Source organism: Kitasatospora sp. NPDC001603 (genome assembly GCF_040298365.1).
Lineage (GTDB): Bacteria > Actinomycetota > Actinomycetes > Streptomycetales > Streptomycetaceae > Kitasatospora.
This window is the reverse complement of sequence record NZ_JBEPAA010000034.1, coordinates 13,829-39,970: the sequence shown is the minus strand read 5'-3', so window position 1 is coordinate 39,970 and position 26,142 is coordinate 13,829. Positions and strand designations below refer to the sequence as shown.

At 77.5% G+C, this 26,142-nt stretch carries 22 protein-coding genes; 14 read left to right on the top strand and 8 right to left on the bottom strand.

Features of this window, described 5'->3' with window-relative positions; all coding sequences use genetic code 11:
* The first annotated feature begins 94 nt into the window (after positions 1-94).
* From ABT263_RS21665 to ABT263_RS21640, 6 genes are all read left to right on the top strand, one after another.
* Positions 95-1,288 (top strand): ROK family transcriptional regulator, encoded by a 1,194-nt coding sequence (locus ABT263_RS21665; RefSeq protein ID WP_352292318.1) that lies wholly within the window; start codon positions 95-97, stop codon positions 1,286-1,288.
* Between the two features lie 196 nt (positions 1,289-1,484).
* Positions 1,485-1,901 carry a TOBE domain-containing protein gene (locus ABT263_RS21660; protein ID WP_352292316.1) on the top strand — a complete coding sequence of 139 codons (417 nt, stop codon included), beginning with the start codon at positions 1,485-1,487 and terminating at the stop codon, positions 1,899-1,901.
* A 66-nt stretch (positions 1,902-1,967) separates the two neighbouring features.
* Entirely contained in the window at positions 1,968-2,414 is a 447-nt protein-coding gene (locus tag ABT263_RS21655) for a hypothetical protein (RefSeq protein WP_352292314.1), read from the top strand.
* Positions 2,415-2,422: 8 nt separating this feature from the next.
* A complete protein-coding gene (locus tag ABT263_RS21650; protein ID WP_352292313.1) occupies positions 2,423-3,148 on the top strand; it encodes a glycerophosphodiester phosphodiesterase in 726 nt (241 codons plus the stop codon).
* Entirely contained in the window at positions 3,145-4,251 is a 1,107-nt protein-coding gene (locus ABT263_RS21645) for a winged helix DNA-binding domain-containing protein (RefSeq protein WP_352292311.1), read from the top strand. The genes ABT263_RS21650 and ABT263_RS21645 overlap by 4 nt, the downstream gene beginning before the upstream one ends.
* A 326-nt stretch (positions 4,252-4,577) precedes the next feature.
* Positions 4,578-5,690: an AI-2E family transporter gene (locus tag ABT263_RS21640; protein WP_502885842.1), complete on the top strand. Its 1,113-nt coding sequence runs from the start codon at positions 4,578-4,580 to the stop codon at positions 5,688-5,690.
* Here ABT263_RS21640 and ABT263_RS21635 read toward each other — a convergent pair.
* The gene (locus ABT263_RS21635; RefSeq protein ID WP_352292307.1) at positions 5,681-6,253 is read right to left on the bottom strand and encodes a hypothetical protein; all 573 of its coding nucleotides are present in this window, start codon (positions 6,251-6,253) and stop codon (positions 5,681-5,683) included. The genes ABT263_RS21640 and ABT263_RS21635 overlap by 10 nt on opposite strands.
* Positions 6,254-6,343: 90 nt before the next feature.
* Between ABT263_RS21635 and ABT263_RS21630 the strand changes: the two genes are divergently transcribed.
* Complete coding sequence (locus tag ABT263_RS21630; protein WP_352292305.1) at positions 6,344-7,228, top strand: Vgb family protein; 885 nt, start codon at positions 6,344-6,346, stop codon at positions 7,226-7,228.
* Positions 7,229-7,322: 94 nt separating this feature from the next.
* Here the strand turns inward: ABT263_RS21630 and ABT263_RS21625 are convergent, their stop codons facing one another.
* The 3 genes from ABT263_RS21625 to ABT263_RS21615 all read right to left on the bottom strand — a co-directional run bounded on the left by ABT263_RS21625 (position 7,323) and on the right by ABT263_RS21615 (position 14,079).
* On the bottom strand, positions 7,323-10,349 hold the full coding sequence (locus ABT263_RS21625) for a helix-turn-helix transcriptional regulator (RefSeq protein WP_352292303.1): 3,027 nt from the start codon (positions 10,347-10,349) through the stop codon (positions 7,323-7,325).
* 311 nt (positions 10,350-10,660) lie between these two features.
* The gene (locus ABT263_RS21620) at positions 10,661-10,852 is read right to left on the bottom strand and encodes a hypothetical protein (RefSeq protein ID WP_352292301.1); all 192 of its coding nucleotides are present in this window, start codon (positions 10,850-10,852) and stop codon (positions 10,661-10,663) included.
* A 113-nt stretch (positions 10,853-10,965) separates the two neighbouring features.
* A complete protein-coding gene (locus ABT263_RS21615; protein WP_352292299.1) occupies positions 10,966-14,079 on the bottom strand; it encodes a type 2 lanthipeptide synthetase LanM family protein in 3,114 nt (1,037 codons plus the stop codon).
* Positions 14,080-14,435: 356 nt separating this feature from the next.
* On the opposite strand from ABT263_RS21615, the gene ABT263_RS21610 reads away from it, so the two are divergent.
* The 6 genes from ABT263_RS21610 (at position 14,436) to ABT263_RS21585 (ending at position 20,099) form a co-directional block, all read left to right on the top strand.
* A complete protein-coding gene (locus tag ABT263_RS21610; RefSeq protein ID WP_352292297.1) occupies positions 14,436-15,287 on the top strand; it encodes a sigma 54 modulation/S30EA ribosomal C-terminal domain-containing protein in 852 nt (283 codons plus the stop codon).
* 32 nt (positions 15,288-15,319) lie between these two features.
* A complete protein-coding gene (locus tag ABT263_RS21605; protein ID WP_502885841.1) occupies positions 15,320-15,805 on the top strand; it encodes a pyridoxamine 5'-phosphate oxidase family protein in 486 nt (161 codons plus the stop codon).
* 270 nt (positions 15,806-16,075) lie between these two features.
* A complete protein-coding gene (gene ctaD / locus ABT263_RS21600) occupies positions 16,076-17,929 on the top strand; it encodes an aa3-type cytochrome oxidase subunit I (protein ID WP_502885836.1) in 1,854 nt (617 codons plus the stop codon).
* 187 nt (positions 17,930-18,116) lie between these two features.
* Complete coding sequence (locus ABT263_RS21595; protein ID WP_352292293.1) at positions 18,117-18,650, top strand: hypothetical protein; 534 nt, start codon at positions 18,117-18,119, stop codon at positions 18,648-18,650.
* Between the two features lie 184 nt (positions 18,651-18,834).
* Positions 18,835-19,557 (top strand): response regulator, encoded by a 723-nt coding sequence (locus ABT263_RS21590; protein WP_352292291.1) that lies wholly within the window; start codon positions 18,835-18,837, stop codon positions 19,555-19,557.
* A gap of 80 nt (positions 19,558-19,637) precedes the next feature.
* Complete coding sequence (locus ABT263_RS21585; protein WP_352292289.1) at positions 19,638-20,099, top strand: pyridoxamine 5'-phosphate oxidase family protein; 462 nt, start codon at positions 19,638-19,640, stop codon at positions 20,097-20,099.
* A gap of 34 nt (positions 20,100-20,133) precedes the next feature.
* Here the strand turns inward: ABT263_RS21585 and ABT263_RS21580 are convergent, their stop codons facing one another.
* Positions 20,134-21,831, bottom strand: a complete 1,698-nt coding sequence (locus ABT263_RS21580) for a sensor histidine kinase (RefSeq protein WP_352292287.1) — start codon at positions 21,829-21,831, stop codon at positions 20,134-20,136.
* Between the two features lie 345 nt (positions 21,832-22,176).
* Between ABT263_RS21580 and ABT263_RS21575 the strand changes: the two genes are divergently transcribed.
* Entirely contained in the window at positions 22,177-23,040 is an 864-nt protein-coding gene (locus ABT263_RS21575) for a universal stress protein (RefSeq protein WP_352292285.1), read from the top strand.
* Between the two features lie 103 nt (positions 23,041-23,143).
* On the opposite strand, the gene ABT263_RS21570 is transcribed toward ABT263_RS21575, so the two are convergent.
* From ABT263_RS21570 to ABT263_RS21560, 3 genes are read right to left on the bottom strand one after another with little or no spacing between them, the layout of a single operon-like run.
* Positions 23,144-23,650: a copper chaperone PCu(A)C gene (locus tag ABT263_RS21570; protein ID WP_352292283.1), complete on the bottom strand. Its 507-nt coding sequence runs from the start codon at positions 23,648-23,650 to the stop codon at positions 23,144-23,146.
* Positions 23,647-25,935 carry a heavy metal translocating P-type ATPase gene (locus ABT263_RS21565; RefSeq protein ID WP_352292281.1) on the bottom strand — a complete coding sequence of 763 codons (2,289 nt, stop codon included), beginning with the start codon at positions 25,933-25,935 and terminating at the stop codon, positions 23,647-23,649. Before ABT263_RS21565 ends, ABT263_RS21570 begins: the two co-directional genes overlap by 4 nt.
* Entirely contained in the window at positions 25,932-26,126 is a 195-nt protein-coding gene (locus ABT263_RS21560; protein WP_329486113.1) for a hypothetical protein, read from the bottom strand. The genes ABT263_RS21565 and ABT263_RS21560 overlap by 4 nt, the downstream gene beginning before the upstream one ends.
* Between the last annotated feature and the right edge of the window lie 16 nt (positions 26,127-26,142).

Below are 26,142 nucleotides of genomic sequence, written 5' to 3'. Positions count from 1 at the left end.
ATGCCCGCCATCGCGCGGTTCGTGCGCGGGCGTCGTCGTCCGATAAATTATCAGGAAGGGACCCTGATAGAAACACTCTGGAAGGATGACGCCCATGACCACCGTGCGTACGGCCACGCCGAGCACCGCCCGGGCGATCAACGACCGGCTGGCGCTCAACCTGCTGCTCGACCAGGGGCCACTGACCGCCACCGAGCTCCGCGACCTCACCGGGCTCTCCCGGCCCACCGTCGCCGACCTGCTGGAACGACTGCAGCGGACCGGCCTGGTCGCCGTGGTCGGCGAGCGCGGCGAGCAGCGGCGCGGCCCCAACGCCCGGCTGTACGCGCTGGTCGCCTCGCGCGCCCACCTCGCCGCGATCGACGTCCGGGCGGGCGGGGTCAGCCTGGTCGTCGCCGACCTGACCGGGCACACCCTGGCCTCCGCCGAGCTGGCGGTCGAGGGCCGGGGCGACGCCGGTACGGCGGAACGGATCGTCCGCACCCTGCGCGAGACCGCGGGCCGGGCCGGCGTGGACCGGCTGCACACCGTCGCCGTCGGTGCCCCCGGACTGGTCGCCCCCGCCACCGGCCGGCTCTACAGCACCGGTGCGCTGCCGAGCTGGCACGCCGAACTGCTCACCGCCCTGGAGGCACTGCCCGGCACCGAGGTGATCCTGGAGAACGAGGTCAACCTGGCCGGCCGCGCCGAGTACCGGATCGGCGTCGCCCGGGGGCAGCAGACCTTCGTCCTGATCTGGCTCGGCCACAGCGTCGGCGCCGCGGTGATCCTCGACGGGAGGCTGCGCCGCGGCGCCTCCGGCGGCACCGGCGAGATCTGCTTCCTGCCCGTCCCCGGCACCGCGGGCCTGCCCAGCGCCGCCGGGTGCGAGGGCGGGTTCCACGGCCTGGTCGGCAGCGCGGCGGTCTGCGGCCTCGCCCGCGCCCACGGTCTGCCCGCCGGCCCGGCCGACGACGCCGCGGCCGCCGAGGCCGTCGTCCGGACGGCGCTCGGCGCGTGCGGCGAGGGCGAGCCGGGCGGGCCGTTCCTGGACGAGCTGGCCGAGCGGATCGCGGTCGGCGCCTCGGCGGTCTGCGTCGTCCTCGACCCGGGCTGCGTCGTCCTCGGCGGCGAGGTCGGCCGGGCCGGCGGCGCCGAACTCGCCGGCCGGGTCGAACGCCGCCTGGCCGGGCTCTCCCCGCTGCGCACCGAGGTCCGGGCCGGTACGGCGGGCGGCGGCGCGGTGCTCGCCGGCGCCGTCCTCACCGCCGGCGACGCCGTCCGGCGCGACCTCTTCGGCGAGCCCTAGGCGCACCGGACCGGGCGCGGGGGGCGGCCCCGGCGGGCGTACGGTGCTCCGCTTGGCCGGGCGGGCGGCCGGTACGGCAGGATGGCGGGGGCGGCCGGACGCGCGCCGCCGCCCCGCCGGGAGACCGGACGGGGTGTCACACGTGACACCGCACGTGCCACCGGACGTGCTACCGAACCACCGTCAGGAGTCGCACATGGGGCAGTCCGACGCGCCGGTCCACCCGTACCGGATCGGCGAGGCCGCGGCGATGCTCGGCGTGAGCTCGGACACCATGCGGCGCTGGGTGGACGCCGGCCGGGTCGCCGCCGAGCGGGACGAGCACGGCCACCGGATCATCCCCGGCGCCCAGTTGGCCGCCTTCGCCCGGGAGCTCGCCCGGCCCGAGAACGCCGAGGCCGAGGGGCGGCCGTCCTCGGCCCGCAACCGGTTCCCCGGCATCGTCACCGATGTGGTGCTCGGTGACGTGGCCGCGCAGGTCGAGATCCAGGCCGGGCCGTTCCGGGTGGTCTCGCTGATCAGCCGGGAGTCGGCGGAGGAGCTCCGGCTGGTGCCCGGAGCGCCCGCGACGGCGGTCATCAAGTCGACCAATGTGATGGTCGAACTGCGCTGACCACCCGCCCGGGGAGAGCCGGGCGAGCGCACAGCCGAACCCCGCCGACGAGAGGACCGCCACTCGATGCCCCACCCGCCGCTGCCGTCCACCCAGAGCGCCGTGTTCGCGGTCGAGGCGATGGCCGCCCGGCACGGCCGCGAGGTGCGCGCCTCCCACGACATCGGGCGCGACCAGACCTTCGCCGGACTGGTCGGCGGCCACGACCGCGCCGAAGGACTCGACGCGATCCCGCACGAGGCCCTGCTGGAGATCACCGGCCGCCCCGGGCTCACCGTCCGGCTCTTCGTCCACGACGAGGCGGTCGTCACCGTCGAGGACATCGCCTTCGACGTGCCGCGCGACAGCGTGCCCGCCTTCCTCGACGCGGTCTGGAGCGGGCTGGTCCACGTGAAGCAGCGGACCTTCCCGCCGTCCTGCACGCTGATCGTCACCGTGCCGGGCGAGCCGAGCTACCGCGAGTCCGTCACCCACCAGTACCTGTCCCCGTGGCTCGCGGGGCTGATCCGATGAGGGCCCCGATGAAACCCACCGCCGGCTCGAACGCCACCCGTCGCCCGGTGCTCGCCGTCGCCCACCGGGGCGACCCGTACCGGTACCGCGAGAACACCCTGCCCTCCGTCGAGTCCGCGCTGGCCGCCGGCGCCGACGCGGTGGAGGTCGACGTCCGGCTCACCCGCGACGGCGTGCCCGTCCTGCTGCACGACGCGACCCTCGAACGGCTCTGGGGCGATCCCCGCGCCCTCCGCCGGGTCACCCTCGACCAGCTCGACGAGCTGCGCGACGGCGACCTCGCCGTGCCCACGCTCGCCGAGGCGCTCAAGGCCGCGGCCGCCTGCCCGGCCGCCCGGCTGCTGATCGACCTGGACGACCCGCACCCCGTCGCCGCCGCCTGGGAGGCCGTCACCGGACTCGGCGCCGAGCACCGGGTCGGCTTCTGCGGGCCCGCCACCGCGATGCTCGCCGTCCGCGCGCTCGCCCCCGACGCCGAGATCGCGCTGACCTGGAAGCAGCCGCGACTGCCCGCCCGCGCCCTGCTGGACGACCTGCGCCCGCGCTACCTCAACCCGCCGTTCGGCCTGGCCACCGCCGAGTTCACCGCCGCCGCCCACGGCGCCGGCTTCGCCGTCTCCACCTGGACCGCGGACCTGCGCCGCACCATGCGCCGGCTGCGCGCCGCCGGGGTGGACTCGATCACCAGCAACCGGATCGGCGTGCTTTGCGACGTGCTGGACGGCCGCCGGTGACCGGACCGCCCGTCCTCGGGACCCGCGCGCTCGGCCGCGCCCTGCTGGCCCGTCAGCACCTGCTCGCCCGCAGCGCCATGACGCCGGCCGCGATGGTCGGCCACCTGGGCGGGCTGCAGGCCCAGGCCGTGCCGCAGCCGCCCTACCTGGGGCTGCTCAGCCGGCTGGAGGGCTTCACGCCCGACCTGCTCGACGACCTGTTCCAGCGGCGCGAGGTGGTCCGGATCGCGCTCCACCGCGGCACCATCCACCTGGTGACGGCGGACGACTGCCGGACGCTGCGCCCGCTCGTCCAGCCGGTGCTCGACCAGGGCCTGCGCTCCGCCTACGGCAAGCGGCTCGCCGGGCTGGACCTCACCGCGCTCGCCGACGAGGCGCGGGTGCTGCTGGAGGAGCGGCCGCTGACCTTCCAGCAGCTCGGCGGGGTGCTCGCCGCCGGCCGGCCCGACCGCGACCCCGCCGCCCTGGCCCAGGCCGCGCGCTGCCTGCTACCGCTCGTCCAGGTGCCGCCGCGCGGCCTCTGGGGCCGGAGCGGGGCGGCGGCGCACACCACCGCCGAGTCCTGGCTGGGCCGGCCCTTGGACCGGGCGCCCTCGCTGGACGCGCTGGCCCTGCGCTACCTGGCCGCCTTCGGGCCGGCGACCGTCGCCGACCTGCAGAAGTGGTGCGGGCTCAGCCGGCTGGGCGCGGTGCTGAAGCGGCTCGCGCCGGAGCTGGTCACCTTCCGCGACGAGCACGGCCGGCTGCTGTACGACCTGCCGGGGGCGCCCCGGCCCGACCCGGCCGTCCCGGCACCCGTGCGGTTGCTGGCGCCTTTCGACAACCTGCTGCTCTCGCACGCCGACCGCACCCGGGTGCTGCCCGAGGAGTACCGGCCGCGGGTGATGACGCAGAACGGCATCGTGCTCGGGACGGTGCTGGTCGACGGCCTGGTCGCCGGGAGCTGGCAGCTGACCGAGGGCCCGGCCGGTGAGCGGGCGGTGGCGGTCCGTCCGTTCGCGGCGCTCGGCCGGGGTGACCGACGGGAGGCGGAGGCGGAGGCCGAGCGGGTGCTGGCCTTCGCCGGCGGGGGCGGGGCGGTCCGCTTCGAGGAGGCCGGTTAGGTCCGGCGTTCGACCGGGCCACGGGGGTGCGAGGCGCCGTTCCCGATGGGGTGAGGCTCCGCGATTCCTCCGGGCCCGGCCGGGGCGGGGCCGGTTGAATCGGCTCTGCCGGTGGTCGGCGACGGGCGTGGACGTCCGGAAGCCGATCCCGCCGCGCGGTCGCGCCGGGCACGCCAGGGGTCGGACATAACGGGCGATCGGTCAGATCATCTGCTGAGATGGGGAAATTGGACCGGTCGAGCCAGGCGGAGGTGGACATGGCGGGGGAGCTTCCGCCCGACAGGGCTCCCGGCGAGCGGTGGGCGGACCACCGCAGGCCCTATCTGATGCTGCCGCCCCCGGTCCGGGCGGCGGCCGCCTGGTCGGTCGCGGTTATCCTCCTGATCACCGTCGCCTCGCTGGTCGTCTTCGCCCTGGTCGAACTGCGCGCGGCGACCGTGCCGGTCATCCTGGCGCTGCTCGGCACCTCGCTGCTCTACCCCGTGATGCCGTGGCTGGTCCGCCGCGGGCTCGGCCGCGGCGCCGCCGCCGGGCTGACCTGCGCCCTCCTGGTCGCCGCCGTCGGCGGGGTGATCGCCCTGCTGGTCAACTCGCTGGTGCACAGCGCTCCGCAGATCGCCGAGTCGCTCCAGGAGGCCGGCGACCGGCTCGCCGACTGGCTCGGACCGGTCGGCGAGAAGCTCCGCCACGCGCTGGACAACGCCTCGGGCGAGACCAGCTCGCTGATCTCCACGGTGACCAACGGCGTGCTCTCCGGCCTCGGCCTGGCCACCCAGATCCTCACCGGCGCCGTGCTGGCGCTCGCCCTGGTCTTCTTCTTCCTCCGCGACGGCCACCGCACCCCGGAGGCGCTCCGCGCGCACCTCCCGGGCGGCGGCGCCGAGACGGTCGTCGCCTGCGCGGACCGGGCGTTCGAGGCGATGGCCGGCTTCATGCGGGGCACCACCCTGATCGCCCTGATCGACGCCTTCTTCATCACCGTCGGCCTGCTCGTGCTCGACATCCCCGGGGCGCCCGGGCTCGGCGCGCTGGTGTTCATGGGCGCGTACATCCCGTTCGTCGGGGCCTTCCTCTCCGGGACGGTCGCCGTCCTGGTCGCGCTGGCCGACGGAGGGCTGGGGACGGCGCTCTGGGCGCTCGGCATCGTCCTCGCCGTCCAGGTCGTCGAGGGGAACATCCTCCAGCCCGTGATCCAGAGCCGCACCGTCGAGCTGCACCCGGCCACCATCATGGTCGCCGTGGTGGCGGGTGCCGGAATCGCGGGCATCCTGGGGGCGCTGCTGGCCGTCCCGATCTGCGCCGCCGGGGTGGGCGTGGTCTCCGTCCTGCGCGGCACCGCGGACCCCGTCGGCCGCGGCCCACGCGGGGCGGCTCCGGCCGGCGCGGGCGGGGGCGAGCGCGAGGACGGGGACGCCGGCGGGGAGCCGGGTCAGGAGTAGGCCACCGGGCAGCCGCGCCGGAGCGCGTGCTCGGCCGCCCGCAGGTAGACCGCGGCGTAGTAGGCGGCGTCCAGGTCCTCGCTCCAGGGGCCGGGGGCGGTGGCGGCCGCGACGGCCGCCGGGCCGTCGAACCAGCGGCCCAGGTCGAGGCCGTCGCAGTGCTCGGGTATCCCGGCGGGCAGCGCGAGCCGGTCGGCGAGGCGCCGGGCGGCGGCGAGCGCGCGCCGGGCGCCGCCGACCGTCGTCGGGTCGTCGTCCTCCGACCGCGCCGGCAGGACCACGGAGTCGGCGAGGTCGACCGGCAGCAGCACCTCCCAGCCGAGCAGCGCCTCGTGGGTGTCGTCGGACCGCGCCCGGCAGAGCCGGTCGAAGCTGCCGATCGGACGGTGGAGCTTCTCCTCGAACCGGGTGCCGGGGCGCCGCCCGGCCCGGACGGGCTCCGGACAGACGAACGGCGCCAGGCCGCGCCGGCCCAGCTCGGCGTCGACCGCCCCGGCCACCGGCCCGAGCACCTCCTCGTCGCGCCAGTCGTCGGCGGCCACGCTCACCAGGTAGATCCCCATGGCCCAGGACGGTAGACGACGCCACCGACAACGGCTGGTGACGGCGTGACAGCATGGGGACGATCACGTCGCGACAGTCGAGGAGCGGGGATGCGCGGGGAGTTCGATCGGTTCCGGGTGGCGGACGCGAAGGCCGGTCCGTACGGCATCACGGTGGGGCCGGACGGCGGTGTCTGGTTCACGCTGGTGCACGCCGGGGAGATCGGGCGGCTGGCGGCGGACGGGTCGGTGCGGCGGTTCGGGACGGGCTCCGCGGGGTCCGGACCGTCGGTGATCACGACCGGGCCGGACGGCGCGCTCTGGTACGCGCGGATGCGGGACCACCGGATCGGACGGCTCGGCACCGACGGCCGGGAGCGGTCGTTCGGGCTGCCGACCGAGGCCGCCGGGCCCTACGGGATCGCGGCCGGCCCGGACGGCGCGCTCTGGTTCACCGAGCTGAACGCGGACCGGATCGGGCGGATCACCGTGGACGGCCGGGTGACGGAGTACCCGCTGCCGGTGACCGGCGCCTTCCCGTCGATGATCACGGCCGGGGCGGACGGCGCGCTCTGGTTCACCCTCAACCAGGCCGCGGCCGTCGGCCGGATCACCGTGGACGGCGAGATCACCGTCCACCCGCTGCCGACCGAGGGGGCCGCGCCCGTCGGCATCGCCGCCGGTGGCGACGGTGCGCTCTGGTTCGCCGAGATCGGCGCCGGCCAGGTCGGCCGGATCACGGTGGACGGCCGGGTGACGGAGCATCCGCTGCCCGACCGGGCCGCCCGGCCGCACGCCGTCGCGGCCGCCCCCGACGGCCGGCTCTGGTTCACCGAGTGGGCCGGCAACCGGCTCGGCTCGCTCACCGCCGACGGCCACTACGCCGGGTACGAGCTGCCGGTGCCGGCCGCCGAACCGCACGGCATCGCGGTGGCTCCGGACGGCGCGGTGTACGCGGCCCTGGAACTCGGCGAGATCGTCCGGCTCACCCCCTGAGCCGGGGGCCGGTCCCGGAGCCGTCACGGTCCGGCGGCGAGGCCGTGGAGCGCCGCGCGGTCCGCGGGGCGGGACCGGCGGGGCGGCCGGACCGTCACGGTCCGGCGCAGAGCTCCGCGGCGAGGTCGCAGAGGGCCGCGCGGTCCGGGCGGCCGGTCTTGGCGAGCAGGTTGGCCACGTGCTTCTCCACCGTGCGGGGGGAGATGGAGAGCGTCCGGGCCAGCTGCTGGTTGCCGGGGCGGTCGGTGAGCAGGGCGAGGACCTCGTACTCGCGCAGCGTCACCCCGCAGCTGCGCAGCCCGGCGGGGACGGCGTCGCGGCCGCCGCGGTGCTGGGCGACGCTGGCGCCCGCCCGGCGCAGCAGGGCCCGGCAGGCGGCCGCCACCGGCTGGATGGCGGCCTCGTGGAAGTACTCCTCGGCGGTGCGCAGCCAGCCCACCGGGTCGCCCCAGCCGTCGGCGAGGGCGGCTTCGGCGGTCAGCCGCAGCGCCAGGTGGTGGGCGAGCGGGAAGGGCGCCGCCGCCGCGCGGGCCTCGTCGACCGCGCGGGCGGCGTCCCGCGGCCGGCCCTCGCGGCCGAGCAGCACGGCCTCGGCGAAGCCCAGGAACTGGCGGTTCCAGGCGAGTTCGGTGGCGGGCGCGGCCATGGCCCGGGTCAGGTCGGGGCGCTGCCAGTGGCCCTCGACGACCTCCAGCAGCGGGTGCAGCCCCTGCCGGCCGGCCAGGTAGAAGACGTTGGGGTGCTCCTGCTCCCAGGCGAGGCCGGCCGCCAGTTCGGCCCGGGCCGCGGCGCGGTCCTCGGCGAGCAGCGCGCCGATGGCGCGGCAGAGGCCGTGCCGCAGGGGCATCAGGAAGGACTCCTCGCCGCCGGCCTGGCGGAACCGGACCAGTTCGCGCTCCATCTCCCGGCCCCGGCCGCGATGGGCGGCCAGGGTCGCCGAGCCGAGCAGCAGGTAGCGGTGCGCGGGGACGTTGTTCAGCCGGGCGGTGGCGTCCAGGCAGCGGTCGACGATCTCGCGGGCGGTCCGCCATTCGCCGCGCAGGACGGCGTTCATGGCGAGCAGGCCGTCCAGGGTCTGGGTGAGCACGATCGCGCCGAGGCCGGCGGCGGCCTCCCGGGCGCGTTCGAGGCGGGCGCCGTCGCCGGTGCGCATGAAGGCGTTGGCGCCCAGCCGCAGCAGCGCCTCCACCCGCCAGACGGGCAGGGCGTGGGCCTCGGCCACCGCGAGCATCCGCTCCAGGCAGGCGTCGGCGTCGTCGAAGCCGCGCTCGCGGGCCAGCAGGGCGAGCAACTGCCAGGCCTGGCAGGCGACCACCGGCAGTCCGGAGCGCTCGGCCACCTCGGCGGCCCGGCGGGCCAGGGCCTCGGTCCGGGCCAGCCGGGCCCGTCCGGGGTGCTCGTCGCCCGGGGCCCCGGCGGCGGTCGCGCCGCCCTCGGGCACGGTGGGCACGGCGGGCGCGTGGTCGGGCAGCAGCGCCAGGTGGCCCTCGACCACGACGAGTGCGGCGTCCTGCTCGGGGCGCGGGTGCGCACCCGAGAGGGCGCGGGCGGCGGCGACCTGGGCGGCGGCCTCGGCGGCCCGTTCGGCCATCACGGCCGCCCAGGCGAGCCGGGTGTGCAGGTCGACCCGGCGGTCGGTGGCCGGGCCGCGGACCGCCGCGGCGCGGGCCGCCGCCGGCTCCGGCCGGACCGGGGGCAGCGTGCGGACCAGCTCGAAGGCCCGGTCCAGCTGGCCCGCCTCGGCCAGGGCCGGCAGCAACTGCTCGGTCACGGAGGCCCGTTCGGCGTCCCCGGCGAGTTCGTGCGCCCGCTCCAGCAGCACCACCGCCGAGCCGGCGGCGCCGGCCTCCAGTACGCGTCGGCCGGCCTCGGCGAAGTGCACGGCGGCGCCCGTCCGGTCCCCGCCGGCCAGCAGCAGGGAGGCGACCAACTGGCGTCGTTCGTCGGCGAGTTCCGGATCGGCGCGAAGGATCGCCCGGGCCGCCCGGCGGGCCACGGCGGCCCGCTCGGCCGGGGCCAGGGCGGCGGTGACGGCGGCGGCGGTGAGGGTGTGGCGGAAGGCGTAGCGGTCCGGGGCGGCGCCGTCGGGCGCGATGACGTTGGCCTCGGAGGCCGACCGCAGGTGGCTGAAGAGCGTCCGGTCGTCGTACCCGGTGATCAGCTGGACGGTGGCCACCGAGAACCGGCTGCCCAGGGTGGCGGCGGTGAGCAGCAGGTCGCGCACGGGCGGGTCCAGCTGGTCGATCCGCCGGCCCCAGCTGCGGACGATGGTGCTCGGCACGCCGGTGCGCAGGCCCCCGGCCACCTCCCAGCGGCCGCCGGCCCGGTGCAGCGCGCCGCCGGCCAGCATGTCCGCGAGCAGTTCCTCGATCAGGTAGGGCGAGCCGTCGGCGCGGTCGGCCAGCGTCTCCAGGACGGCCGCCGGGACGTCGGCGGCGTCGCTCTCCAGGACGGCGGCGGCCATCGCCCGGACGTCGGCGGGCGGCAGCGGGCGCAGTTCGGTGACGGCGGCGGCACGGCGGCGTTCGGCGGCCCGGACCAGGTCCAGCGCCGGGCCCGGCTCGGCCCGCAGGGTGCCGACCAGCAGGACGGGCAGGCCGGCCAGGTTGTCGACCAGGTACTCCAGGACGGCGACCGTCTCCGCGTCGGTGTCGTGCAGGTCCTCCAGGAGCAGCACGCAGCCCGCGTCCCGGCCGAGCACGGCGAGCAGGCGCAGCAGTGCCTCGGCGAGCTCGACCACCGTCTCGGGGTACGCGCCGGCCCCGGCCGCCGAGGCCGCCGCCCCGCGCCATTCGGGCACCAGCCGGGCCAGGGCGGGCCGGTACGGGTCGAGTTCGGCGTCGGTGGGCGGTCCGGCGGCCCGGAAGCGGGAGGAGAGCGCCTCGATCAGCGGCCGGAACGGGGTGACCGTCCCGGTGGAGCTGCCGCGCCCGCGCAGGACCGGCAGGCCCAGCCCGTAGGCCTGGTAGGCGCACTCGCCGGCCAGCCGCGACTTGCCGATCCCGGCTTCGCCGAGCAGGAAGACCGCCCGTCCGGACCGCTGCCGGGCGGCGGCGAGCGCGCTGCCGAGCCGGCCGAGCTCGGCTGCCCGGCCGACGGTGATCGACGAAGTGGTCCGCATGGCCCGCAGGCTACTTGACGGCCTCTCCGATCTGTAGAGTGGTGAATCGGCCACGAAGCGAACACCTGTCCGGCACGGGCCGGCCACCGTACGGCCACATCGGCGAGACGCCGCTCCGGTCCGCCACCGGGGCGCTGCCCGGTCCCCGGTGGCGGCCGGCCGCGCCCTCAGGGGCGCACGGTCCGGCGTCGGTGGCGTGCGGCCCGTTCGCCGGGCCGTTCACGGCCGGGACGTGGCGATCGCTGTCGGGGTGTCACGGGCGTTGCCCGGTGCCCCCGGTCGCTCGGATCGGTCCGGTCAGATCGGTCCGGTCAGATCGGGACGGTCATGGTGGGGAACTCGAAGGCCGGGGAGACGGAGCCGCCGGCGGCGGACAGGAGCTGCGAGCGCAGGCCCAGCCCGCCGCCGGCCCGCAGCCGGATGTCCCCGGCGGGATGGTCCACCGCCTCCTCGGGCCGGGCGTTCGGCTGGTTCCAGGTCTGTGCCGGGTCGGTGTCGTTCATGCGGTGCGGTACTCCCGTTCGTCGGTGGAACGCGTGGGGCCGGGTTCGGCCCGGGCGAGCGGTGCTCGCCCGCCGCGCCGCTTCGGTCGTCGTGGACGGTACGCGGCGTGCGGTCAGGGGGCCGGCCTTTCGGCCGGCGTGCGGGGGCGCAGCAGCAGGGCGGGCGGCACCCGCTCGGGGAAGCCCAGCCGGAGCAGCCCGTGGCCGATCCCGGCCAGGCCGGTGAGCAGGCCCGGGTGCGGTACGGACCCGGGGGTGCCGCAGCGCGGGCCGTCCTGGTCGACGCCGGCCAGCAGCGAGGCCGCCCGGCGCACCCACGGCGTCCGGCCGGTGGCCGGGCCGCCTCGGCCGAGCAGTTCCAGTACGCCCGACTCGCCGTGGCACAGGCTCTGATCGGCCGTCGGGGCGGCCCGCGCGGTGTTGCGGACGGCGCGCTGGGCCCACTCGGCGAGCCGCCGGTCCGCGCGGGCGGACGGGATGTCGGCCACCGCGAGGGCGATCCCGGGGCGGCCCCGGCACCAGGAGGACTCGCGGGCGCGCGCGGCCGTGGCGGCGTGCAGGGCCGCCAGGCCCGCCCGGTGGTGCGGTCCGTCGGCGGGTTCGCCGACGGTGTCCGCGTACCGCAGCAGCGCCCAGCCGGTGCCCGCCGAGCCGTGGGCGAAGCCGGCGGCGGCGGGCACCGGCAGGGCGGCGAGCCGGTCGGCGCAGTCCGTCGCGGCGGCCAGCGCCTCGGGCCGGCCGGTGGCGGTGTGCACGGCGAGCAGCGCGGCCAGGCCGCCGGCGGTGCCGCTGTGCACACCGGGGTCCGTCTCGCGGGCGGCGGCGGCCGCGGTGAGCGCGACCGCCGGGCCGGTCCACTGCCGGATCAGCGGGTCGTCCAGGGTGCGGCCGATCTCGGTGAGCGCGTAGGCGATGCCGCCGAGCCCGGCGAAGCCGCCCGAGCCGACGGCGGCCGGCCGGTCGGGGTGCGCGCCGAGGGTGTCGAGCAGGCCGGGAACGGGTGCGAGGGTCCGGCGGGCCACCTCGGCGTAGCGGTCGGAGCCGGTGAGGGCGGCCAGTTGGGCGAGGAACAGCGCGGTGCCGGTGTACCCGCCGGCCAGGTCGGCGCCGAGCGGGCGGACCCGCCAGTAGCGGTCGGCGAGCAGCTCCAGGCCGAGCCAGTTGGTGCGGGACCGCCCCTGGTAGGCGGCCGCGACCAGCTGGTCGCCCACGCCCCGGGCGGCGGCGAGGAGCTGCTCGGGCTCGGGCGCGGTGGCCCAGACGTTCTCCGGCGCCGGCCGGCCGGGCCGGTGCGCGGGGGTCGGGGCGGCGCCGGCCATCGCGGCCCGGACGATCCACTCCTGGTCCTTGCGGTCGACCTCGCCGAGGGCCGCCAGCTTGGCCTCGACGCGGGCCAGCCCGGTCTCCGCGAGTTCGCCGGGGAGCCGGCGGCCGGTGGAGGTCCACAGGTCGCGGCTGCCGGGGCGGGTGGTGAACAGCGGGACGTCGCCGGCGCGGAGGTCGGCGAGCTCGTGGTCGGCGAGTTCCGGGCGTCCGGGGTCGGCGACGGCGTCGGTGCGCAGCAGTTCCAGGACGGCGCCCCGGGCGGCGGCGTCGCGCAGCACGTCCGGGTGGGTCGACTCGTCCAGCAGCCGTGCGTACACCCGGGTGGCGCGGGGCACCACCCGGACTTCGTCCTCGGCGAAGGAGCGCAGCAGGCCGTGGGCGCCGACGAGTTGGTGGCGACCGCCGGTGATGGCGGTGTAGCCGGCCCGGAAGCCGGTCACCAGGGCGTCGGTGTACTCGGCCGGGTCGGCGGGCGCGCCGTCCAGCCGGGGCCGGTTGCGGGCCTCGGCGAGCGGGCGGGCGCGCCGGACCAGCCGCATCTCGTCGGTGCCGGCGCCCGTCCAGTCCACGCCCTCCACCGGGGAGGTGGACCGTCGGCCGCCGCCGATGCCGGAGACGTCCACGGCGCCCTCGTCGCCGAGCAGCAACTGCGGCAGCAGGCCGACCCGGTGGACCGACTCCTCCAGGGCCCGGGCCGCCGGGTCCGGTGCCGGGCAGGCCCGGGCCGGCGGGTGGAACAGTGTCTCGACGTCCACCAGGACGGGCTGGTCCCCGGCCGCGACGAGGTTCTCGTAGTGCAGGTCGGTGCCGTCCAGGGCGTGCAGGAGCGCCAGCAGCGCGCCCTGGCGCCGGTAGAACCGCTCGACCTCGTAGCCGGTGCGGCAGGGGTGGGCCTCGGCGTACTCCGTCCAGCCGTAGTCGCCCCGGTCCAGCAGCCCGAGCGCGCGCAGCCGGGGCACGCCGGGCTGCGCGTTGAACCAGCCGAGCAGGGCGTTGAAGTGCCGGTGGGCGGCGGGCGGGCGGGGGCGGTGGACGACGGCGGCGCCGTTGGCGAAGTGCAGCACGCTGACGGCGCGGCCGCGCCGGTGGCGGTCGCCGGCCTCGGAGTCGACGGCCACCAGCGCCCCGGGGTCGGTGCCGTGCAGCAGGCCGGCGACCAGCAGCGGCCGGTCGGCGGCGAAGCGGGTGAGCAGTTCGGCGTGCGCGTCGGCGGCGTCCAGGCAGGTCTGCGCGAGCAGCCGGGCCAGGACGGGGTACCCGCGGAGCAGCCCGGCGAGGCCGTCGCGGCGCGCGGTCAGGGCGAGGAAGGAGCGGAACCGTTCCTGCGGGGTGGTGCCCGCGAGTCGCCCGCCGGTCCGCGCGGTGTGCAGTTCGAGGACCAGGGTGCGGGCGGCGATCCGGGCGAGGCGCCGGGCGAGGCGGGCGGTGAAGCCGGCCCGCAGGGCGGGGACGTCCAGCCGCCCGGGCCGGCCGGGGCGGTGGGCGGCGGGGTCGAGCACGGCCGGCAGCCGGACGAGGGCGCGTTCGGCGAACGGCGCCAGGACCAGGGCGAAGCCGGTCAGCCCCGGGTAGGCGGCGCGCGGCACGATCGGCCGCACGGGGGCGGCGGCGACGGCGGCCTCGGTGAACGCGGCCCAGTCGGGGCGGGCCTGCGGCCGGGGCAGACCGGGGGTCAGCGCCCGCTCCCACCAGACGGCCCGGTCCGCCCGGGCGCGCCGGACCCGGGGCGCCGGGGCGTGCTGCGGGGCCGGGGCGGGTGCGTGGAGCCGGGCCGGCGGGTCGCCGGGCATCGGAGGGTGCGGCGTCGTGGCGGCCTTGGCGGACGCCGGTGCGACCGGGCCCTGAACCGGTACGCCGCCCCCGTCGGGGTGCGCTCTGCGCACGGCGTCCACCTCTGCCACCACCGCACCTCCGATGCCGCGAGAGGGCCGCGTCGCCGTCGAAGCCGCCGCCCTCGTGCTGATCCTTGCCCTGCCCCGGCCGCCGGGGCATGGGGGACGGCCCCCCATCTTTGTGGCGCTCCGCCCGCATGATCCGGGCCGGGCGGCCCGCCCGCCGGGTGGGGTGCGCACGACCCGGGCCCCCGGGGGCCCGCGCGGGCGCGGCCCGGGCCGGCCGGCGCGCGCGCACGGGCCCTTCGGCCCTTTCCGGCGCCGACCGCTGGCGGGATCGTGAGCGCCTGACGGGTGTGCGGGGCGTACCGGTGGGCAGACGTGACGGGACGGCGGACTTCGTGACGGGACAGGAGAGGCCTGAGGTGGGCGAGTTGGTCGCGATACAGGTGGACGAGGGGCTCGCGCGAGGGGTCGCGATCGACGCCAGGGCCCGGATCGCCGCGGTGGTGGGCGGGGCGGACGCGCTGGTCGAGGCGGTCCGGGTACGGATCCGGCCGGTCGACGCGCGGGCCGTGCTGGCGCAGGTCAACGCCGAGGTGGACGGGCGGCGGATCCGCGTCCAGGAGGCCGCCGCCGACCGGGCCACCGCCCTGGACCGGCTGGCCGACGGGCTGCGCGCCCGGATCACGGCCGTCACCACCGGCTGGACGCCGCTGCCGTGGCCGCGCCGGGCGCCCGGGGCCGGTCTGCTCTCCGCCGTTCCCGCGCAGGGCGGGCCGTCGCGCGCCGGCCGTGCGCCGGTGGCCGCTGGGGCGGCGCCGTTCGCCGCGCACCCGTGCACCGGGTTGCCGCGCGCCGGCGTCCGGCCCGCCGTGGCGGCGTCCTCGGCCGGCCCGCGTCACATCGCGCGGCGCAAGGAGGCCCACCTGGTGTGGTGCTCGCCCGACGCTGCGGCCCGGACCATGGACGCGATGGACTTCGACATCCACCTGTTCACCGACCCGGCCACCGAGACCGACGCCGTCGTCTACCGGACCGGCCCCACCGGCTACCGGCTCGCGCGCACCGGCGCCGCCGGGCCGCCCACCCGCCCGGCCGTCCCGTTCACCCTCAGCCCGGTCGGCGCACCCGAACTGACGGAGGCCGGAGCCGTCGACCGGCTCTGCGCCGCCGACCTGCCGTTCCTGTTCTTCGCCCAGCCCGGGACGCGGCGCGGCCGGGTGCTCTACCGGCGCTTCGACGGCCTGCTCGGCCTGATCGCGGCCACCTCGTGAGAGACGGGGCCGTCCGCCACCGGCTGCGGACGCTGCGCCGCCTCGCGGGGCGGCCGCCCGGCCGCGGTCGGCCGCCGCACACCGGGGCCCCGCCGCGCCGGCTGGTGCCGATCGACCGGGCCGAGGCGCTGCGGCTGCTCGGCAGCGCGCCGTTCGGGCGGATCGTCTTCACGCTGCGGGCGCTGCCCGCCGTCCGCCCGGTCAACCACCTGCTGGTCGACGGCACCGTGGTGATCCGGACGGACGACGCGGCGGCGCTGGGCGCGGCCACGCTCGGGGCCGACGCGGCGGGCGTGGTGGTCGCCTACGAGGCCGACGCCATCGACCCGCGGACCAGGCTCGGCTGGAGCGTGGTCGTCACCGGCTACGCCCGCCCGGTCACCGACCCCGTCCTGCTGGCCCGGTACCGGGCGCTGCTGACGCCCTGGGTGGACGCCGGTACGGACCACGTCGTGGCCATCCGGCCGGAGCTGGTGACGGGCTACCGGCTGACCCCGGCCGGGGCCGCCGGCCGGTAGCGCCGGTCCGCCGCCGGTGCGGTGTCGCGGCGGCCCCGGGCCCCGCGACGGCGCACCGGCGCTTCGGCGTGTCCGGCTTCCGGCCCGCACCGGTGCTTCGGTGCGTCCTGGTCCGGGCCCCGGCGGGATGCCCGGGCCCGGGCCCCGGCGGGATCCGGCGAGCGCCGGAGGCCCGTCGGAGGTCCCTGGCCCCGGCCCGGGACGGAGGCCCACCGGCCCGGGACCGCCGGGCCCAACGGCCCTGGGGCGCCGGGCCGTCGAGTTCTGATCATGGATCACCATCCATTCGCAGAACTTCGAAGGAGTGCGTCCTTGAGCGCCATCGAGGCACCGGGCGACAGCGCGCCGCCGTCGCCGCCGTCGACCGCCCGGCCGGCCGGAGTACGGGCCCGCCGGCCCGGCTCGTCCCTGGTCAGGCTGCTGACGACCACCGACCACAAGACGATCGGCTCGATGTACCTGGTGTCGGCGTTCGGGTTCTTCCTGATCGGCGGCGTCCTGGCGCTGGTGATGCGGGCCGAACTCGCCCGGCCGGGGACGCAGATCCTCTCCAACGAACAGTTCAACCAGGCCTTCACCATGCACGGTTCGGTGATGCTGCTGCTGTTCGCGATGCCGCTGTTCACCGGCTTCGCCAACTGGATCATGCCGCTGCAGATCGGCGCGCCGGACGTCGCGTTCCCCCGGTTGAACATGCTGGCCTACTGGCTGTTCATGTTCGGCTCGCTGATCGCCGCCGCCGGCTTCGCGACCCCGCAGGGCGCGGCCGACTTCGGCTGGTTCCTCTACGCGCCGCTCTCGGACGCGATCCACTCGCCGGGCGTCGGCGCCGACATGTGGATCATGGGCGTCACGCTGTCCGGCTTCGGCAGCATCCTGGGCGCGGTCAACTTCATCACCACCATCATCTGCATGCGCGCCCCGGGCCTGACCATGTTCCGGATGTCCATCTTCTGCTGGAACGTGCTGCTCACCTCCGTCCTGGTGCTGATGGTCTTCCCGGTGCTGGCCGCCGCGCTGCTGGCGCTGGAGTGCGACCGCAAGTTCGGCTCGCACGTCTTCGACCCCGCCAACGGCGGAGCGATGCTCTGGCAGCACCTGTTCTGGTTCTTCGGCCACCCCGAGGTCTACATCCTGGCGCTGCCGTTCTTCGGGATCGTCTCCGAGGTCATCCCGGTCTTCTCCCGCAAGCCGATGTTCGGCTACGCGGGTCTGATCGCCGCCACCGTGGCGATCGCGGGCCTCTCGGTGACGGTCTGGGCGCACCACATGTACGTCACCGGCCAGGTGCTGCTGCCGTTCTTCTCCTTCATGACCTTCTTGATCGCGGTGCCGACCGGGGTGAAGTTCTTCAACTGGGTCGGCACCATGTGGAAGGGCTCGCTGAGCTTCGAGACGCCGATGCTCTGGACGGTCGGGTTCCTGGTCACCTTCCTGTTCGGCGGGCTGACCGGGGTGCTGCTGGCGGCGCCGCCGATCGACTTCCACGTCTCGGACTCGTACTTCGTCGTCGCCCACTTCCACTACACGCTGTTCGGCACGGTCGTCTACGCCATGATGGCCGGCTTCCACTTCTGGTGGCCGAAGATGACGGGGAAGATGCTGGACGAGCGGCTCGGGCGGATCAGCTTCTGGACCCTCACCATCGGCTTCCACAGCACCTTCCTGGTGCAGCACTGGCTGGGCGCCGAGGGCATGCCGCGCCGCTACGCCGACTACCTGGCCTCGGACGGCTTCACCCTCCTCAACACCGTGTCCACCCTCGGCTCGTTCCTGCTCGGCCTGTCGATCCTGCCGTTCCTCTACAACGTCTGGAAGACCGCCAAGTACGGCGAGCGCGTCACCACCGACGACCCGTGGGGCTACGGACGCTCGCTGGAGTGGGCCACCTCCTGCCCGCCGCCGCGGCACAACTTCGCCACCCTGCCCCGGATCCGATCGGAGTCCCCGGCGTTCGACCTGCACCACCCCGGGATCGCGGCGCTGGACTTCGTGGAGAACAACGGCGAACCGGCCAAGCACCTGGCCGGCGTCACCCCGGCCCGGTACGACGTCCCCGCCCCGCGGGCCCGCCGGGCGGTGCGGCGCGGCGACGGGTCGCCGGACCGGTCGCCGGACCGGTGACGGCCTGCTGACGGCCCGCGCCTGCTGACGGCCCGCGCCCGCCGCGGCCCGCGCCGCCCCGAACGCCGGTCCCGCCCGTTCCGCTGCCCCCGGGCGGGCGGGGCCGGTCCCACCCCTTCCCTTCCACCCGCTTCGGAGCGGCCCCCGGCGACCCGGGGGAGGCCCGCCCGGTCGAGGAGCACCCGGTATGTCCCACCCCGTCCTGGCCCTCGGTACCGCCGCGCTCACCGCGGCCGGCTGCGTCTGGTACCTGCCCGCCGTCGCCGACCTCCGGGCGGGCGAGGACCGCCCCCGGTCCGCCCGCACCGCCGCCGCGGCCTGCGTGGTCTGCTGGGCGGGGCTCGCGCTCGCCGGGGGAGTGCTGCCGGCCGTCGCCGACTGGCGGCCCGCCGCCGGGTTCGCCCTGACGGGCCTGGTCGGCGGGGCGGTCCTGCGGGTTCGCGCGTACCGCCAACGGCGGTGCGAGCAGCGTGAGTCCGGGCGGCGCTGGGCGATGCTCGACGCCGGCCCCGTGCCACGCGGCCCGCGCCCGGCGGCCCGGATCCTGGCGGGCTGGCTGCTCGTCGGGCTCGCCGTCGCCGCGCTCGGTGCGCTGTCCCTGCTGCTCACCGCCGGCGGGTCGTTCGCCTCCCGGCTGGGCGGAGCGGCAGCCGGCGCGGGGGCGGTCTCGACGGCGTTCCTGCTGATCGGGCTCGGCAACGCCCGCCGCCACCGGCCCTGACCGGGCGCCGCGCCGGGCCGCACCGGCGTCGGCCGGGAGGCGCCGGGGGGTTAGCCGTCGGTGAGCCGCTTCGGAGCAGCCGGCCCGAATGGGGTCGTTGGGCCCTGGGCCGGCACCCTCCGGTCGGCGATGATGCGGTGGGCCCGCGGCAGTGTGCCGGGCGCGAGGAAGGTGGAGCCGCGAGATGGCGAGCGAGACGGCCGGTACCGACACCCCGGCACCGGTCAGGGTGTTCCTGCTGGACGACCACGAGGTGGTGCGCCGCGGCGTCCACGACCTGCTGGACGGCGAACCCGACCTGGAGGTGGTCGGCGAGGCCGCCACCGCCGCGCAGGCCCTCGTCCGCGTCCCCGCCCTGCGCCCCGACGTCGCCGTCCTGGACGTCCGCCTCGGCGACGGTGACGGGGTGTCCGTCTGCCGCGAACTGCGCTCCCGGATGCCCGACCTGGCCTGCCTGATGCTCACCTCCTTCGACGACGAGGAGGCGCTCCTCGACGCCGTGATGGCGGGCGCGGCCGGCTACGTGCTGAAGCAGATCAGCGGCACCGACCTGGTCACCGCCGTCCGTACGGTCGCCTCCGGCCGGTCGATGCTCGACCCGGGCGCCGCCACCCGGCTGCTCAACCGGCTGCGCAACGACGCGGCCCCGCCGCCGCCCGCCGCCACCGGGCCGGAGCTGACCGGGCGCGAGCAGGAGGTGCTGGCGCTGATCGGCGAGGGCCTGACCAACCGGCAGATCGGCGAGCGCCTCTACCTCGCCGAGAAGACGGTGAAGAACCACGTCTCCCGGCTGCTGGCCAAGCTCGGCGTGGAGCGGCGCGTCCAGGCCGCGCTGATCGCCACCGAGCTGCGCCAGTCCGCCGCCCAGCCGGCCTACCCGCGCACCCTCGGCGGCGGGCGGGGATAGCCCCGCGCTTCGGGACGGGGACCCGCGGCGGGACCATCGGCCCTCGCCCGGGCCCGGTCCGGCGGGTGACCATCGCTGGCATGAACCCCGATCCTCAAGCGCCGTCCGCGCCGTCCGTGCAGGTGGAACCGGAGGGGCGGCGGCCGCCCGGCCCGCCGGAGCTCGACAGGACCGGGGCGCTGGAGCTGCTCGCCGGGGCGGCGGTCGGCCGGGTGGTCTACACCGTCGGCGCGCTGCCCGCCGTGCTCCCGGTGCCCTTCCGGCTGGACGCGGCCGGCGGCGTGCTGCTGTCCGCGCGGGCCGGCTCCGAGCTGGCCCGGGCGGTGGACGGCGCGGTGGTCGCCTTCGAGGCCGACGAGTGGGACGGCACCGACGGCACCGGCTGGTGCGTCACCGTCCTCGGCCGTGCGGAGGTGCGCCCGGCCCCGGCGACGGCCCCGGCCCCGGGCGACGCACCGGACCGGCACACGGACCGGGAGCGGGTGCTGATCCGGGTCGGTCCGGAGCTGGTGGTGGGCCGGCGGCTGACCACCGAGGGCTGAGGCCCCGCCGCCCGGCGGTATGCGGACCGGCCCGTCAGACCCCCAGCGGGGCCTCCCAGACCACCCGGGTGCCGCCGCCCTCCGCCTCCCGCAGGGCGAAGCTCCCACCGGCCCGTTCCGCCCGCTCGGCCAGGTTGCGCAGGCCGCTGCGCCGCCCGCCCGCCGGTACGCCCACCCCGTCGTCCGTGACGGTGAGCGTCACCCGCCCGCCGAGCGCCCGCAGCGCGACCTCCACCCGGCTCGCCCGGGCGTGCCGGGCCGCGTTGCTGAGCGACTCGCCGAGGACGGCCAGCACGTGCTCGGCCAGCTCCTGCGGGACGTCGGTGTCCAGCAGGCCCTCCATGCTGAGCCGCGGGGCGAAGCCCAGGGTGGTCTGCGCGTCGCCGACGGCCCGGGTCGCGCGGGCCCGCAGGCTCCGGTCGGGTTCCCCGTGGGCGCGCAGTCCGAAGATCGTCGAGCGGATGATCTTGATCGTCTCGTCCAGGTCCGCGACCGCGCGGCCGACCCGGTCGGCCGCGCCCGGGCTCTCGATCAGCCGGCCCGCGCTCTGCAGCGTCATCCCGGTGGCGAAGAGCCGCTGGATGGCCAGGTCGTGCAGGTCCCGGGCGATCCGGTCACGGTCCTCCAGCAGCGTCAACTGCTCGGCGTCCCGGCGGCGTTCGGCCAGCTCCAGGGCGAGCGCCGCCTGGTCGGCGAAGCCCAGCAGCGGGCCGGTCTCCTCGGCGGTGAACGGCGGCCGCCCGCACTCCCGGGCCAGCAGCAGCACGCCCCGGCCGTACCCGGGCCCGGTGCCCAGCGGCACCGCCACCGCCGGGCCGAGGCCGTCGAAGCGGCCGGGCGGCCCCGCCGCGAACCGGCCGTCGACCGCCAGCACCTCGCTGGTCACCGGCGAGCCGGAGGCGTACGCGGCGCCGGAGAGCGTGCCGTCGACGGGGACCGTCACCCCGAGCCGGGCGCCCGGCTCGCGGCCCAGCGCCACCTCGACGGTGAGTTCGTCGGCCCGCTCGCCGGGCTCGGCCGGCGCGACCGAGACGTCCGCCAGCTCCGCGCCGGCGATCTCCCGGGCCCGGCGCGCGATCAGCTCCACCACGGCGAGCCGGGGCGCGCCCGACAGCAGGCTCCGGGTGATCTCGGCACTCGCCCGCAGCCAGCGCTGCTGGCGCTGCGCCTCCTCGTACAGCCGGGCGTTGTCGATGGCCACTCCGGCGGCCACCGCCAGGGTGGAGATGACCGCCTCGTCGTCGGCGTCGAAGTCCACGCCGCCGCGCTTGTCGGTGAGGTACAGGTTGCCGAACACCTCGCCGCGCACCCGCACCGGCACCCCGAGGAAGGTGTGCATCGGCGGGTGGTGGGCGGGGAAGCCGACCGAGGCCGGGTGTTCGGAGAGCACGGGGCAGCGCAGCGGCTCCGGGTGGCGGATCAGCTCGCCGAGGATCCCGTGGCCGGCCGGCAGCGGGCCGATCGCCGCGATCTCCTGCTCCGTCAGGCCGACCGTGAGGAACTGCGAGAGGGTGTGGCCGTCGGCGCCGATCACGCCGAGCGCCGCGTACCGGGCGTCGACCAGGTCGGCGGCGGCCGCCACGATCCGGTGCAGTGCCTGGGAGAGGTCGAGTTCGCGGCCGACCGCCAGCACCGCCTCCAGCAGGCTGTGCACCCGGTCCCGGGTGCCGCGCGCCGCGTCGATCCGCCACTGGAGCTCCTCCAGCAGCTCGTCCAGGCGCAGTTGCGGCATTCGCGCGCCGCCGCCGGGCGACCTGTCCGCCGAAGGGCCGGTGCCTGTCCGCGTACCGTCCGCGCCGCCCACCGGCGTCCTCCTCAGGGTCCCGTTCCAGCTGTTCCGTCCCCGGTCGAGCGACCGGGAGGATGGTCGGATTTCACGGTAGTGCCCGTGCACACCCGCCCGGGACGCCGGGGTCCGTCGTGTACACACCCGGCGGGACTTCCGGCCCCCGTGCCGGGGCCCGCCGGTCCCTGGCACCGGGGCCGCTCCCGGGACGAGGGTGGGGGAGTCGACGGCGGGTCAGGACGCACCGCCCCCGGCCGCAGTGGTCCGTGATCCGCAACGGAAGGAAGACCGATGACGCCACCCGTTCTGGCCGGAGTCGACGGCTCGCCCGCGAGCACCGCCGCCGCCCACTGGGCCGCCGAGGAGGCGCTGCGCCGGGGCGTCCCGCTGCGCCTGGTGCACGCCTGGCCCTGGCTGACCGACGGCCGGGCCGGGTTCGCCACCGCCGAGGCGCCGCCCGCCGCCGCCCAGCAGGTGGTGCAGGGCGCCGCCGAGGCGATCCGCCGCCGCCACCGCGGCCTGGCCGTGCAGGCCGACGTGGTGCTCGACGGCGCGGTGGACGGTCTGGTCGCCGAGAGCGCCGACGCGGGCCTGCTGGTCCTCGGCTCGCGGGGACTCGGCGGCTTCGCCGGGCTGCTGCTCGGCTCGGTGAGCACGGCGACCGCCGCCCGCAGCGCGTCACCGGTGGTCGTGGTCCGGCCGCCGGCCGCGAACGGCGGGCCGCCCGAGGTGCCCGAGGTCGTCGTCGGCGTCGACACCCGGGCGGTGGACGAAGCCCTGCTGGCCTTCGCGTTCGACGCGGCGGAGCTGCGCGGCGCCCGGGTGCGGGCCGTCCACGGCTGGGAGCTGCCGACCGCGTTCGCGACCGTGGGCGTCGTCCCGTCCCAGCCCGAACTCGCGGAGCTCGAAGCACTGGCGGCGAAGGAGCTCTCGCTCGCCCTCGCCGAGTGGCGTGAGCGCCGCCCGGGCACGGAACTCGTCGAGCAGGTCGGGCTCGGCGCCGCCCGCACCCTGGTGGCGGTCTCCGGGGCGGCCGACCTCGTGGTGGTCGGCCGGCGCCACCGCCCGTACGACCTCGGCCGGCGGCTCGGCCCGGTCACCAGCGCCGTCCTCCCGTACGCGGACGCCCCCGTCGCGGTGGTGCCGCACCCGTGAGGGCCCGGCCGGGCGGCCCGCCCGCCGCCTGGGCTCAGTCCGCCCGGCCCCGGTCCGTCGCCTGCTCTCAGCCTGCCGCCCGGCCCCAGTCCGCCGCCCGGGCTCAGCCCGCGCGCCGCCCGCCGGGCGGTACGACCTCGGCCCGCACCCGCAGGTCCGGACTGTGGCGGAAGCTGAGGGTGAACTCCACCCACTGCCCGGCCCGCAGCTCCGGCGGGTCGACGATCATCAGGTCGGCGTCCTCCGGCGCCATCGCCAGCTCGCCGCGCTCCGGCACGGGCAGCACGGCGGCCGGCTCCCAGCGGCCCGCCGCGCCCTCGTGCCGATGCCGCTTCAGCGTGATCCGGCCACCGAACTCCCACCTCGCACCGGTGAGTTCGTCGGGTATGTCGCCCGGGTTGCGGACGGTGAAGAACGCCGCCGTGGCGCTCGCCCCGCTGGTCGCCGGCAGCAGCACCCAGCCCGGGCCCGCCTCCACCGGCCGCTGGCGCCCGGCCCCGCCGACCGCCGTCCAGCCGGCGAGCAGGGCCAGCGCCACCGCGGCCGCGGCCACCGGCGGCCCGACCACCCGCAGCCGTGCGGCCCTCCGGCCGCCGGACCGGGCGCTCACCCGGCCACCCCCGCGGCGCCCCGGCGCGGCCCGCCGCCCGGACGGCCCGCGCCGCGCCCCGGCTGCCACGTCCGCAGCCGCAGGCTGTTGCCCACCACGAGCAGCGAACTCAGCGACATCGCCACCGCCGCCAGCATCGGGTTCAGCAGCCCGACCGCCGCCAGCGGGATCAGCACCAGGTTGTAGCCGAACGCCCAGAGCAGATTGACCCGGATGGTGGCCAGCGTCCGCCGGGCCAGCCGGACGGCGTCCACCACCGCCTCGATGTCGCCCCGCACCAGGGTGAGCCCGGCCGCCCCGATCGCGGCGTCACTGCCCGAGGCGAGCGCCACCCCGAGGTCCGCCGAGGCCAGCGCGACGGCGTCGTTGACCCCGTCGCCGACCACCGCCGTGGTCCGCCCGGCGGCCCGCAACTCGGCGACCACCTCGGCCTTGCGCGCCGGAGAGGCCGAGCAGTACACCCGCTCGATGCCCAGCTCGGCGGCCACCGCCCGGGCCGCCCCGGGGCCGTCGCCGGTCAGCAGGACGGTCTCCAGCCCCAGCGCGCGCAGCCGGTGCAGCGCCCGCCAGCTGCCGGAGCGCAGGGTGTCCCCGACCGCGAGCAGGGCCACCGCACGGCCGTCCAGTTCCACCAGGACCGGTGTCCCGCCGGCCGCCCCGGCCCGGTCCCGCGCCCCGGCCAGGACGGCGGGCAGCTCCGCCGAGGAGTCCTCCGGCCGGACGACCCGGACGGCCCGCCCCTCGACGCTGCCCGTGACACCGACCCCGGCGGTGGCCGCGAAGCCCGCCACCGCCGGCAGCGACCCGCAGCGCGCCCGGGCCGCCGACAGGACGGCCCGGCCCACGGGGTGCTCGGAGCGTTGCTCGACCGCGCCCGCGAGCCACAGCACCTCGTCCGCCTCCACCCCGGGCACGACGGTGAGCTCACCGAGCTCGGTGCGCCCGGTCGTGAGCGTCCCGGTCTTGTCCAGGACCACGGTGTCGATCCGGCGCAGGCTCTCCAGCACCTCCGGCCCGCGCACCAGGACGCCCAGCTCCGCGCCCCGGCCGGTCGCCGCCAGCAGTGCGGTCGGGGTGGCCAGGCCCAGCGCGCACGGACAGGCCACCACCAGCACCGCGACCGCGGCCGTCACCGCCGCCTGCGGATCGGCGCCCGCTCCCAGCCAGAAGCCGAGCACCGCGACCGCCACCGCCAGGACGCACGGCACGAACACCCCGGCCACCGCGTCCGCGAGCCGCTGCGCCCGCGCCTTGCCGGCCTGCGCGTCCGCCACCAGGGCGGTGATCCGGGCCAGTTGGGTGTCCGCGCCGACGGCCGTGGCCCGGACCACCAGCGCGCCGCCGACGTTCACCGTGGCACCCGCCACGGCATCGCCGGGGCCGACCTCCACCGGCGCGCTCTCGCCCGTGAGCAGACTGAGGTCCAGCGCCGAGCCGCCCTCCACCACCACCCCGTCGGTGGCCACCCGCTCGCCCGGCCGGACCACGAACTCCGCGCCGGGCAGCAGCTGTTCGATCGGGATCAGCCGCTCCTGCCCGGACCGCGGATCCCGGACGCACACCTCCTTGGCCCCCAGCTCGGCCAGCGCCCGCAGCGCCGAACCGGTGCGCCGCCGCACCCTGCCCTCCAGCAGCCGGCCCGCCAGCACGAACAGCGGCACCCCGACGGCCGCCTCCAGATAGACGTGCGCGCCGCCCCCGCCGTCGGCGGTCAGCGAGAACGGCATCCGCATGCCGAGCCCGCCCGCCCCGCCGAACACCAGCGCGTACGCGGACCAGCCGAAGGACGCCACCACGCCGAGGCTGACGAGCGTGTCCATGGTCGCCGTGCCGTGCCGCAGCCCCTGCCGGGCCCGCCGGTGGAAGCCGGCCGACCCCCACGTCACCACCGGGACGGCCAGCGCGAAGCACACCCACTGCCAGGCCGGGAACTGCAGCGCCGGCACCATCGACAGCACCACCACCGGCACCGCCGCCAGCGCGGTCACCAGCAGTCGCCACCGCTCCGCGGGCTCCTCGACGCGGTCCACCGGCGGCTGCCCGGCCCCGGCCGGTGCGGCCGTGAACCCGGCCCGCTCGACCGCGGCGACCAAGTCCCCGACGGCCACCCCGGCCGGGTGCAGCACCCGCGCCCGGCCGGTGGCGAGATTGACGCCGGCCGTGACCCCGTCGATCCGCGCCAGCGTCCGCTCCACCCGGCCGACGCAGGCCGCGCAGGTCATCCCGCCGACCGTCAGGTCGGTGCTGACCGGCGCCCCGGCCGGCGCGTCCGCGACGGCGCTCACCGGCCCGCCCCCATGTCGTGCCCGCTCATCCCCGGCGCGCCCCCGCCCCCGCCGCTCCCGGGCGTCAGCCCCGGCGACACCGGCCCGGCCCCGCGCCCCAGCGCGAACGCCGCCACGAACACCACCACCAACAGCAGGGCGAACCCCGCCACCACACTCCACGGCCGGCCACCCGGCGTCATCTCACTCACCCCCCACCAGTCGGCC